Below are 12,285 nucleotides of genomic sequence, written 5' to 3' on the forward strand. Positions count from 1 at the left end.
GGGAGAGGGTTGGGGTGAGGGACAATCTTACTGTGTCAATACGGCTCGCTTTTTCTGGCGGTTCACCTTGATGTAGTAGCCCAGTAACAGCACTGCGACCCACACCAGCCCGGCATACAGGGAAATACGCGTCGTTGGGAAGTAACCGATCAGGCCGATGATAAACACCAGGAAGATGATGGCAACCACTGAAGTGAATACCCCACCGCGCAGTGGAAACGCCAGCTTGCTGACCTGATCCTTGCTCAAGCTGCGGCGGAAAGCGATCTGAGAGAACAGGATCATGATCCACACCCACACGGTGGCAAAGGTCGCCAGTGAAGCAATCACCAGGAACACGCTTTCCGGCATGATGTAGTTGAGATACACGGCGATCAGCATGGCCGCCATCATCACCACTACAGTCACCCACGGAATACCACGTTTGGAGATTTTGCTGAACACCTGCGGGGCATGCCCCTGCTCCGCCAAGCCATGCATCATACGGCCAACGCCGAACACGTCGCTGTTAATCGCCGACAGTGAGGCGGTGATCACCACGAAGTTAAGGATACCTGCCGCAATGGTGATCCCCATATGCTGGAAGGTCAGCACAAACGGGCTACCGTTGGTCCCCACCTGGTTCCACGGATAGATAGACATGATGACGAACAGCGTCCCGACGTAGAACACCAGGATACGCCAAGGTACCGAGTTGATGGCCTTGGGGATCGACACTTTAGGATCTTTGGCTTCACCGGCAGTAATACCGATAATTTCAATCCCACCGTAGGCAAACATCACCAGCTGTAGCGACAGGATCATGCCAATAAATCCGTTGCTGAAGAAGCCGCCGTTAACCCACAGGTTGTGTATCCCGGTCGGTTGCCCCCCGTTGCCGATGCCCCAGACGATGATGCCGATACCGGCGACGATCATGATGATAATGGTCGCCACCTTGAAGAACGAGAACCAGAACTCCAGTTCACCGAACACCTTCACGCTCATCAGGTTGATGGCACCGATAATCAGCACCACGCTCAACACCCAGATCCAATGCGGCACTTCCGGGAACCAGACGCCCATGTAGATGCCGAAGGCCGTCACGTCGGCAATGGCAACAATCAGGATTTCAAAGCAATAGGTCCAACCGGTAATGTAACCTGCCATCGGCCCAAGATAATCCTGGGCATAGCGCGAGAACGAGCTGGCCTGCGGGTTATTCACCGACATTTCGCCCAGTGCGCGCATGATGATAAAGGCAATGATACCGCCGATCAGGTAAGCCAACAGGACGCTGGGGCCAGCCATTCTGATGGCCTCTGCGGAGCCGTAAAACAGACCGGTACCAATGGCCGAACCTAGGGCCATAAAACGAATGTGGCGCGTGCTGAGGCCGCGCTTGAGCTTATTGGCTGGAGCTGCGGTGGGTGACTGTTGTTGCATGAAAATGACCCGTCTTTATTTAAACGTAAAAAAGCCACGGACAAGTCCGTGGCCTAAAATTCAGACCGTAGGTTTAAGGGTGAGCAGTCACTTGGCTGCGTGCAAAAACCCGATCATAAATCGCGACCAGTACCAGCATCAGCAGCGAAGGTGGCAACCATGCCAGCCCCTGCGCCGCCAGCGGCAGGTGATTGGTCCATTCTGGCATCAAATGCTGGAAGTTGGACGCTTTCACCGCATCAAGGATACCAAACAACAGGCTGACTAACATCACCGGCGCAACAATACGTGATGCACTGCTCCACCAACGCAGGGTGAAACTCAGCAGCACCAGCACGATGCAAGGCGGATAGATCGCAGTCAGCACCGGGATCGAAATCTGGATCAGGTGGCTCAGGCCGAGGTTGGACACCACCATCGAGAACAGGCCGAGAATGAATACCAGCGTTTTGTAAGAGAACGGCAGGTATTGCTCGAAGAACTCCGCACAGGCACAGGTCAGGCCCACCGCGGTCACCATACAGGCGATGAAGATCAGCGCCGCCAGGAAGAAGCTGCCCAGGCCGCCGAAGGTATTTTGCACGTAGGCATGCAGCACTACCGCGCCATTAGTCGCATCCGGCGTCAACACGCCGCTGCCGGAGCCCAGCTTGAACAGGCTCAGGTAGACCAGCGTCAGACCCACACCGGCGATCAAACCGGCCAAGATGGTATAACGAGTCAACAGACCAGCGTCCTTCACCCCACGAGAACGTGCGGCGTTAACGATCACGATACCGAACACCATGGCGCCCAGCGTATCCATCGTCAGATAGCCGTTAACAAAGCCGGAAGAGAACGGCACGGTTTGGTAGGCATCTACCGCCGGGATCGGCGTCCCAGCAGGCCACATCACTGCGGCAATACCCAGCACGGCCAACGCTACGATCTTCAACGGTGCCAGAATATGGCCAACGGTATCAAGCAGGCGGCCCGGATAGAGCGAGATGCCAATCACCAGCGCAAAATAGACCAGGCTATAGATGAACAACGGCATGGCACCGTCACCGGTCAACGGCGCAATACCAACTTCAAAGGAAACGGTCGCGGTGCGCGGGGTGGCAAACAGCGGGCCAACGGCCAGGTAACACACCGTTGCCAGCAGCAGACCGGCGCTACGGCCAATCGGTGAGCTTAGTGCATCAACGCCGCCGCCAACGCGAGCCAGGGCAATCACGGTCAGCACCGGTAGACCTACAGCGGTGATCAGGAAACCAATCGCCGCAGTCCAGACGTGTTCGCCAGACTGCAAACCCACCATCGGCGGGAAGATGATGTTCCCGGCTCCGACGAATAAGGCAAAGGTCATAAAACCCAAAGCCAGAATATCTTTTGACGCTAAACGATGACTCATAATCTGTTGTGCTGCCTGTTGAAATAAAAAATTGCCGATAAGCATGGTGGCAAAAGTGCCCCACTTCGGTTCGGTTGCCGGCCTGCTCTCTCATCGTGATACCCATAGGCAACAGACAGCGCGCAATAGCAGCGTCTGACCTTGATAAAGGCGAATACTCATGATGACGAGCAGATTTTTAGACGTTTTTTCCCCTGCTGAATTCCAGGTCGCAATCAACGCAGAATGCTGAGGAAAATGGAGGTTTAGTCCGGCAATGGGGGTCAAGTTAAACGTTTATAGTGCCAAAAGGCAATACGCAGGACGGAAAGCAGAGTGATCGTCCAGATAATATCTCTCATCCAGTCGAACATAGGGGTTATCAATAAATATGCACTACATGATTTGTATTATTTTTGAGCACATCACTCACGAAATGTGAAACAAATGGTTACATTGTGCGTGAAAACACCAATAACCAGACACCATACGCGTGTCATGTGCTCATTTTACTGGCGCTTACCAGACCGACGCTGCGATATTGACCACGCTACGTAGCTTATCCCACTGCTGCTGCTCACTCAGACTGTTGCCCTCTTCGGTAGAGGCAAAGCCACACTGCGTGCTCAGGCAGAGCTGTTTAATATCGACGAACTGCGTTGCTTCCTTGATGCGTTGTTGCACCACCGCCGGATCTTCCAGCTCACCAGTCTTGGTGGTGATCAACCCTAGCACCACCTGCTGCTTGCCCGGCCTGATAAAACGCAGTGGCTCAAAACCGCCAGATCGTTCGTTATCATATTCCAGGAAGAAGGCATCAATATTGACCTGGCCAAACAGGATTTCCGCCACTGGCTCATAGCCACCTTCCGAGATCCAGGTGGAACGGAAGTTACCACGGCAAACGTGCAGACCAATGGTCAAGTCTTCCGGTTTACCGGCGATGGCTTTATTCAACACCTGGGCATCGGTACGGGCCAATTGCTCAGGATCTTCACCCCGCTCACGGATCTGGCGCTTCTGATCGTCGGAGCACAGATAGGCCCAGACGGTATCGTCGAGCTGCAGGTAGCGGCAGCCAGCGTCGTAAAAGGCTTTGATCGCATCGCGGTAGGTTTGTGCCAGATCGTCAAAGTAGCTATCCAGATCCGGGTACACCAGCGGGTCGATCGCCTTACGGCCACCGCGGAAATGCAGCACGCTCGGGCTCGGGATGGTCATCTTCGGTACCGCATCACCGGCTACGCTTTTCAGGAAACGGAAATCCTCCAGCATCGGATGGTTGCTAAAGCCCAGTTTGCCGGTCACCTTGATGCTGCGGGCCTTGGTTTGCACTCCGTTAAACTGAATGCCCTGCTCCACGTCGTAGCCTTCTACACCATCAAGCCCCTCAAGGAAGTCGAAGTGCCACCATGCGCGGCGAAACTCGCCATCGGTCACGACCTGTAAGCCGATCTCTTGCTGTTTGCCGACAATATGGCGGATTTGCTCGTTTTCTACTGCGCGCAGCTGGGCCGCGTCGATCTCACCATTCTGAAACTGCTGACGGGCCGTTTTCAGCGCCGCAGGGCGCAACAGGCTACCGACAACGTCGGCGTGAAAGGCATGGCTGGCTTTGGACATGTTCTGCTCCGATGATGCACTGAGGGCTAGCCGCCATCAGTTCCAATCATTGACAAGTTGAATTATTACGCTGGGTTACAAATAGACATCCAGACGTCTACACCGCTTGAGTGCATCCTTTCATGTCACCGGTTACTCGGCAATGGAGAAATTTTCATTGGTGTTGAATTAAATTCAAGTTGGCCGGACTAATCCAGCCCCAGAAGCGTGCGGGTTTTGCGCAGCGTAGCTGGCGGCAGCGGCAAATAACCGTCGTGATTAACCAGATCCTGCCCCTGCGCAGACAGTACACGGTCGAGGAATGCCGCCGTCAGGGGTTCCAGCGGCTGGTTGGGAGCTTTGTTGATATAGATATACAGGTAGCGCGCCAACGGATAGCTGCCGTTACGCACGTTGGTTTCGCTAGGTTCAATATAACGGTCACCCGTTTCTGCCAGAGGCAACAACCGCACCCCGCTGGCACGAAAACCGATGCTGGCATAGCCAATGCCGTTTAACGATCCGGCCACCGCCTGCACCACCGAGGCCGACCCCGGCAGTTCATTCACTCTCGCCATAAAATCACCACCGCATAACGCGCGCAGTTTGAAATACCCATAGGTACCCGAGGCGGAATTGCGGCCAAAGCGTTGCAAGGCACGTTGCTGCCAGCTGCCCTGCAGCCCCAGCTCTCCCCAGCGGTTAATCGGCGTGTTTTCCCCGCAGCGGCGGGTAGCGGAAAAGATTTGATCCAGCTGTTGCAGGTTCAAGCCACGTAGCGGATTGTCCTGATGCACCAGCACCACCAGCGCATCAACCGCGACCGGCACCGCCAGCGGCGCATAGCCATAGCGGTGCTCAAACGCCGACACTTCCGCCGCCTTCATTGGCCGGCTCATTGGCCCAAGCTGCGCCGCTCCTGCCGCCAATGCGGTGGGTGCCGTCGAGGAACCGGCAGCCTGCAGTTGCAGGTTCACGTTGGGATAGTGTCGGCTGAAATCCTGCCCCCACAGCGCCATCAGGTTGGCAAGGGTATCGGAGCCCACGCTGGACAGGTTGCCGGAAAGCATGCCATCCGGAGCAGCCACGGCCCCGCGGCCAACCAACAACAGTAGGCAAAGCAGCAAAGCTTGGGTAAATCGATTCATGGCGGGCTACCTGTTAATTTTTCACCGCATTCTCTGCTAAAGCCGCGGGAACAATCAACCGGTTAGGCAAGGTAAAGATAAAACGGGTGCCAATGCCTGGCTCGCTGAGGATCTCCAGCCGTGAATCATGATGGCTGAGCGCATGCTTCACGATGGCCAACCCGAGCCCACTGCCGCCGGTCTGGCGCGAACGCGCTTTATCCACGCGATAGAAACGCTCGGTCAGGCGTGGAATATGTTCGGCACCAATGCCCGGCCCGTTATCACTGACCTGGAACTGAGCCCCCTGCGGCGTCTGCTGCCAACTCACTTCGATATTGGTGCCCACCGGAGTATGGTTGACGGCGTTGTACACCAGATTGGAAACCGCACTACGCAGTTGATCCTCGTTACCGAACACCTGCAGATTTTCGTTCACCCGGAAATTGATCTGGTGATTACCACCGCTGAGCGACTGCGCCTCACGCTGCAATACCCGCAGCATTAACGGAATATCCACCTTCTCGTTCATATCCACGTTTGGTGCAGCCTCGATCCTGGAGAGCGTAAGCAACTGCTTCACCAGGCCATCCATGCGTTTGGTCTGCTCTTGCATGGTGCCCAAGGCTTTGCCACGCAGCGAACCATCCAGCTCTTCATCGCTCATCATCTCCAGGTAGCCCTGCAACACCGTTAGCGGCGTACGCAACTCATGGCTGACGTTGGCGAAGAAGTTGCGTCTGGCCCCTTCCAGCTGTCGCATCTGGGTCACATCTCGGGCCACCATCAGCAGTTGGCCTTCGGAATAGGGCATGATACGGAATTCGACAAAGTGCTCGTTATTCAGCTGTAGCGTCAGCGGCCGGGTAAATTCTTGCTGTTGCAGATAATGGCTGAATTCCGGATAGCGCAGCAGGTTAAGGATGTGTTGGCCGTTATCTTCCGGCCAGCGAAAGCCCAGCAGATGCTGGGCCAGGCCGTTGCACCAGAAGATATTGCCCTCAACGGTGGTCATCACTACCGCATCCGGTAAGGATTCGGCCCCACTGCGAAAGCGTTTGATCAACAGCGCCAGCTCACGGCGGCGGCGGCGATTACGCTGCTGCATCTGGTACAGGCCATAGAACAGCGGTTCCCAGCTCCAGCGGCCCGGCGGCGGCGTCATGCTGCGGTCTACCCACAGCCAGTGGGAAAGTTTGAGTTGGTTATAAAAGTTCCAGGCCAGCGCGGCCAGCACCGAAACCAATAGCAGCCAGGGCAGATAACCGAAAATCAGCCCCAGCAATAAGGCAGGCAGGCAAAAAAGGGCCAGCTCCAGCGCCAGCCTCTTCCACGATAAACGTTCTAGCACGGTAACCTCTCCAGCGCTGTGCGATCAGTAGCGCGTTGAGAACCGATAACCGGTGCCGCGAACGGTTTGAACCATCTTGTCATGACCACTGGTCTCCAGCGCCTTACGCAGCCGGCGGATATGCACATCAACGGTGCGGTCTTCCACATAAACGTTAGTGCCCCAGACGTGATTAAGCAACTGTTCGCGGCTATAAACACGCTCCGGATGAGTCATAAAGAAGTGCAGCAGTTTGAACTCGGTCGGCCCCATCTCCAGCGCCTGCTCATTGGCCATCACCCGGTGCGAGGAAGGATCCAGGCTTAACCCCTGCATTTCAATCACTTCTTCTACTGCCATTGGTGAAATACGGCGCATCACCGCCTTGATACGTGCCACCAGCTCCTTGGGTGAGAACGGTTTGGTGATGTAATCATCCGCACCAACCTCCAGGCCACGTACCCGATCCTCTTCTTCACCGCGCGCGGTCAGCATCATCACCGGGATATCCCGGGTCATCGCCTCGCGCTTCATATGCTTGATAAACTGAATGCCGGAACCACCCGGTAACATCCAGTCCAGTAACACCAAATCAGGGAACGGCTCAGACAGGCGCGTAACGGCACTGTCATAATCCTCGGCTTCCAACGGTTGGTAACCATTCTGTTCCAACACAAAGCACACCATCTCACGGATCGGCGCTTCGTCTTCCACCACCAGTATGCGTCTTGCCATCGTCAATCCTGCCAATGTGTTAGCGATCTCAGTTGATTGCGGTCGCCATTATGCGTCAGTTTTGTGACACTTTTATGAAAAAAAAGCCCGGTCGATCGCAGTAAGCATAGCGATTATTTCTGACGTTAAAGAAATATCATCATGCTTGAGTTACGATAAGGCCCGTTTATGCCCTTATCCTCCTGTTAGCGATGGAAGACCTATGCGCCTGATCCATACCTCCGACTGGCATTTGGGCCAGTACTTTTTCACCAAAAGCCGCGCCGCCGAGCATCAGGCCTTCTTAGGTTGGCTGATCGAACAGGTGGAACAGCAGCGGGTGGATGCGCTGATCGTCGCAGGCGATTTATTCGATACCGGCTCCCCGCCAAGCTATGCCCGTGAACTGTACAACCGCTTTGTGGTGGAGCTGCAACGTACCGGCTGCCAACTGGTGGTGCTGGGCGGCAACCACGACTCCGTGGCCACGCTGAACGAATCACGTGAGCTGCTTTCCTGCCTGAATACCACCGTGATTGCCAACGCGCAAAGCGAGCTTGAGCAGCAAATCGTGGTGCTCAATCAGCTTGATGGCCAACCAGGTGCGGTACTTTGCGCCATTCCGTTCCTGCGCCCACGGGATCTGCTCACCAGCCGCGCCGGTGAGTCTGGCAACCAAAAGCAGCAAGCTCTGCAAGAAGCCATCGCCGAACATTACCAAAACCTGTATCAGGCGGCCTGTACGCGCCGCGATGCGTTGGGTTTGCCACTGCCGATCGTCGCCACAGGCCATTTGACCACCGTGGGCGTCACCACCTCGGATTCAGTACGGGATATCTATATCGGCACGCTAGACGCCTTTCCGGCCCAGGCGTTCCCCCCTGCCGATTACATTGCGCTGGGACATATCCATCGCGCGCAGAACGTCGCCAGATCCGAGCATATCCGCTACAGCGGCTCGCCAATCCCACTGAGTTTTGACGAGTTAGGCAAAGCCAAAAGCGTGTTTCTGGTCGATTTTGCCGACGGTGCGCTGCAACAGATCACACCATTGGAGATCCCCATCTTCCAGCCCATGCAGCTGATCAAAGGTGATTTGCAGCAAATAGAGGCTCAATTACAGCAGTTTGCCGATTATCAGGGCGAGCTCCCGGTTTGGTTGGATATCGAAGTAGCCACTCAGGATTACCTCAGCGATATTCAGCGCCGCATCCAACAGCTGGCGGAAGATTTACCGGTTGAAGTGGTGCTGCTGCGGCGCAGTAAAGAGCAACGTAGCCAGACCATTGCCCAGCAGGATAAAGAAACCTTGAATGAGTTAAGCGTCGGCGAAGTCTTCGAGCGCCGGTTGGCGTTGGAAGCCGAGATGGCCGAACCGCGCCAACAGCAGATGCGGCAGATGTTCCAGCAGGTGGTGGAAACCTTGCATCAGCATGAGGAGCCATCGGCATGAAGATCCTGAGCCTAAGGCTGAAAAACCTCAACTCGCTACAGGGCGAGTGGAAAATCGACTTCACGGCGGAACCCTTCGCCAGCAACGGCCTGTTTGCCATCACCGGCCCCACAGGAGCAGGTAAAACCACCCTGCTGGATGCCATCTGCCTGGCACTTTATCACCAGACGCCGCGCCTGGAAGTCAGCGCCAGCCAGAACGAATTGATGACCCGCCACACCGCCGAATCGCTGGCCGAAGTGGAGTTTGAGGTCAAAGGCGTCGGCTATCGCGCCTTCTGGAGCCAACGCCGGGCGAAAAACGATCCGGACGGCAACCTGCAGGCCCCCAAGGTGGAGCTGGCCCTGCGGGCAGACGGCAAAATCCTGGCGGATAAAATTTCCGATAAAAAAGAGCTGATTGCCGCAATCACCGGGCTGGATTTTGGCCGCTTCACCAAATCGATGATGCTGTCGCAGGGCCAGTTCGCCGCCTTCCTGAACGCCAAGGCCAACGAGCGTGCCGAACTGCTGGAAGAATTGACCGGCACCGAGATTTATGGGCGGCTATCGGCACAGGTCTTCGAACAGCACAAACAGGCGAAAAGCGATCTGGACGCTTTACATCATCGCGCCAGCGGGATTGAACTGCTCAATGATGAGCAGCGCCAAGTGCTGGAAAACCAGCTAGGGGAACTGGGGGCTGAAGAGCAGCTTCTTAACCAACAATCACAGCAGCAACAGCATCAGTTGAGCTGGCTACAACGCTGGCAAACCATCCAGCAACAGACTCAGGATTATCAGCAACAGCTGGCTGGTGTGCAACAAGAGTTCCAACTGTCCGAACCGCAGTTGCAACAGTTAGCTCGCAGTGAGCCTGCCGAGAAACTGCGCCCGTTGCTCAATGAGCGTAATCGTTGTCAGCGGGATAGTTTGGCGTTGCAGCAACAGATCGAACAGTTGGCTCAGCAGCAAGAGCGGCAATTGGCCGAACTAATCCCGTTACAGCAGCAGTTGGAGCAGTCGCAAAAGGCCAGACAAGCCCAGGCGGAACATCAGCAACAGCAGCAAGCGCTGATAGATGACAAGGTGTTGCCGCTCGATCATCAGATTGCTCAGTCACAAAACCAACTGGCAGAAGCGCGTAAACAGCATGCGGAGAGCCAGCGGCAGAGCGAAGAGCTGCGGCGCACGCTGGAACAACTCACCGAAAGACGCGGCCAACTGGCTACCCTGGCGGGTCAATATCAGGCCAGGCAGCTTGAACTCACGGCGGCGCTGGATAGCCAACTCCAGCAGCAAGCCACGTTAGAGGCGCAATCCCCACAGGAGAAACTGCGTCACCGCCAGGCCGAACTGAGTGGCTTGCGCCCGGTTCGTCAACAGTTGTCCAAACTGGCCTTACTGTTCCAGCAGAACCAACAGCGCCTTGAGCAGCAGCGGCTCGAATTCACTACGCGCCAAAAACAGCTGACCGAAGTAGAAACCCAGCTCGATGCGGTGCGCCAGCAGTATAAACAGCAAAAAGCGCATCTGACAGACGTTGAGAAAACGCTCGAACTGGAAAAGCGCATCGTCAGTCTGGAAGCCGAACGGGCGCGTCTGCAAACCGATGCCCCCTGCCCGCTGTGCGGCTCCATGCAGCATCCGGCGATCGAGCAATATCAGGCCGTCAAACCGTCAGAAACGGAACAGCGCGTCGCTCAATTACGCACCCAAACCGAAGAGCTGCACACTAAAGGAACAGAGCTGCGCGCACGCAGTGAAAGCCTGAAAGAGCAGCAGCAACGCCTGCAAACGCAGTTGAACCAGGAACTTGAGCAGCAGGAAAGCCATCTGCAAAGCTGGCAGACCCTCAGCGCCCCCTTGGCCTTCGACTTTACGCTGCAAGACAGCGCCCGGTTAACCGCCTGGCTGGAGGCTTGCGATAGTGAGGAACAGGCCGGTCAGCAACTGCTGTTGCAGCACGAACGGCTCGCCAAGGCCGTACAGCTTGCGAAGGATGCTCTGAATGCCCTGCAAACCGAACAGCAAAGTTCGCAACAGGAAACGGCGCGGCTGAATGAGCGCTTTGAGCTGCTGCAGAAAAATCAGCAGGAAACTCAACGCCAATTGGCACAGTGGCAACAGCAGTGCCTGACGAATGAAACTCAGCTGCTGGCACAGCGTAACGAACGCATCGCGCTGTTTGGTGAGCGAACGGTGGCTGAAGCCCGTGAGCAGTTACGCACGGCACAAATCGCCGCAGAGCACGCCTTGCAGCAGGCTACTGAGCTATTGCACAAAGCCCAGGAGCAGCGCGATCGCCTGGCTGGCCAGTGGGTCGGTTTGCAGCAACAACAGCAACAGCAAGCCGAACGGGGACAACAGGCCGAGCAACAGTGGCAGCAGGCCTTGGCTAGCAGTACCTTCGACGATGAGGCCGCATTCAACGCCGCGCTACTGGATGACGACGTACGCCAGCGCTTACAGCAGCACAAAGAGCAGTTGCAGGAGCGCCAGGTGCGGGCCACAACGCTGTTGGCGCAGGCCGTACAAGCTCTGGAACAGCACCGGCTGGATCGCCCTGCGGAACTGGATGAAACCCAGGTTAATGTTGAGCAACTCACCACCGCGCTCGGCGAACTGGCAGAGCGGCTGAAAACACTACAGCTGCGCCAAGGCGAGGTGCGCAACCAACTGAGCAGCGATGCCGAGCGCCGCCTCAATCAACAGTCCCTGTTCGAACAGATCGCCCAAAGCCAACAGCAGTATGACGACTGGAGCCTGCTCAACCAGCTTATCGGCTCCAAGGAGGGCGACAAGTTCCGCAAGTTCGCTCAGGGCCTGACCCTGGATCACCTGGTGTATCTGGCCAACAACCAGCTTGGCCGCCTGCACGGGCGCTATCTGTTGCAGCGCAAAACCAGTGATGCGCTGGAGCTACAGGTGGTTGATACCTGGCAGGCCGATGCCCTGCGCGACACCCGTACCCTTTCCGGCGGTGAAAGCTTCCTGGTGAGTCTGGCGCTAGCGCTGGCCTTGTCCGATCTGGTCAGCCACAAGACCAGCATCGATTCGCTGTTCCTGGACGAGGGCTTCGGCACGCTGGACGCCGAGACGCTGGATACCGCGCTAGACGCCTTGGACAGCCTTAACGCCACTGGCAAAACCATCGGCGTGATCAGCCACGTGGAGGCGATGAAGGAGCGTATCCCGGTGCAGATTAAGGTGAAAAAGGTCAATGGGCTGGGAGTCAGCCGACTGGACGCGCAGTTTCGCATCGAATGACCGCGACTGAGGTT

At 56.3% G+C, this 12,285-nt stretch carries 8 protein-coding genes; 2 read left to right on the forward strand and 6 right to left on the reverse strand.

All coding sequences use genetic code 11. From position 1 onward, the window contains the following. Positions 1–27 precede the first annotated feature (27 nt). The 6 genes from proY to phoB all read right to left on the reverse strand — a co-directional run bounded on the left by proY (position 28) and on the right by phoB (position 7,591). Positions 28–1,425 (reverse strand): proline-specific permease ProY, encoded by a 1,398-nt coding sequence (gene proY, locus ACKWMY_RS12185; protein ID WP_024528662.1) that lies wholly within the window; start codon positions 1,423–1,425, stop codon positions 28–30. A gap of 73 nt (positions 1,426–1,498) precedes the next feature. Further along, positions 1,499–2,818, reverse strand: a complete 1,320-nt coding sequence (brnQ, locus tag ACKWMY_RS12190; RefSeq protein ID WP_161713468.1) for a branched-chain amino acid transport system II carrier protein — start codon at positions 2,816–2,818, stop codon at positions 1,499–1,501. A 498-nt stretch (positions 2,819–3,316) separates the two neighbouring features. Continuing rightward, the gene (locus ACKWMY_RS12195) at positions 3,317–4,420 is read right to left on the reverse strand and encodes a cobalamin-independent methionine synthase II family protein (protein ID WP_409486356.1); all 1,104 of its coding nucleotides are present in this window, start codon (positions 4,418–4,420) and stop codon (positions 3,317–3,319) included. Between the two features lie 188 nt (positions 4,421–4,608). After that, entirely contained in the window at positions 4,609–5,547 is a 939-nt protein-coding gene (locus tag ACKWMY_RS12200) for a PstS family phosphate ABC transporter substrate-binding protein (RefSeq protein ID WP_211136008.1), read from the reverse strand. 13 nt (positions 5,548–5,560) lie between these two features. Continuing rightward, complete coding sequence (gene phoR, locus ACKWMY_RS12205; protein ID WP_024528666.1) at positions 5,561–6,877, reverse strand: phosphate regulon sensor histidine kinase PhoR; 1,317 nt, start codon at positions 6,875–6,877, stop codon at positions 5,561–5,563. A 24-nt stretch (positions 6,878–6,901) separates the two neighbouring features. Beyond that, positions 6,902–7,591, reverse strand: coding sequence for a phosphate response regulator transcription factor PhoB (gene phoB, locus ACKWMY_RS12210; RefSeq protein ID WP_021180214.1), 690 nt, complete (start codon positions 7,589–7,591; stop codon positions 6,902–6,904). Between the two features lie 202 nt (positions 7,592–7,793). Here phoB and sbcD point away from each other — a divergent pair, with 202 nt between their 5' ends. Continuing rightward, positions 7,794–9,023 (forward strand): exonuclease subunit SbcD, encoded by a 1,230-nt coding sequence (gene sbcD / locus ACKWMY_RS12215; RefSeq protein ID WP_024528668.1) that lies wholly within the window; start codon positions 7,794–7,796, stop codon positions 9,021–9,023. Beyond that, on the forward strand, positions 9,020–12,271 hold the full coding sequence (gene sbcC / locus ACKWMY_RS12220; protein ID WP_409486357.1) for an exonuclease subunit SbcC: 3,252 nt from the start codon (positions 9,020–9,022) through the stop codon (positions 12,269–12,271). The genes sbcD and sbcC overlap by 4 nt, the downstream gene beginning before the upstream one ends. Positions 12,272–12,285: the final 14 nt, after the last annotated feature.

This window comes from Serratia sp. J2 (assembly GCF_046269175.1).
Taxonomy (GTDB): domain Bacteria; phylum Pseudomonadota; class Gammaproteobacteria; order Enterobacterales; family Enterobacteriaceae; genus Chania; species Chania fonticola_C.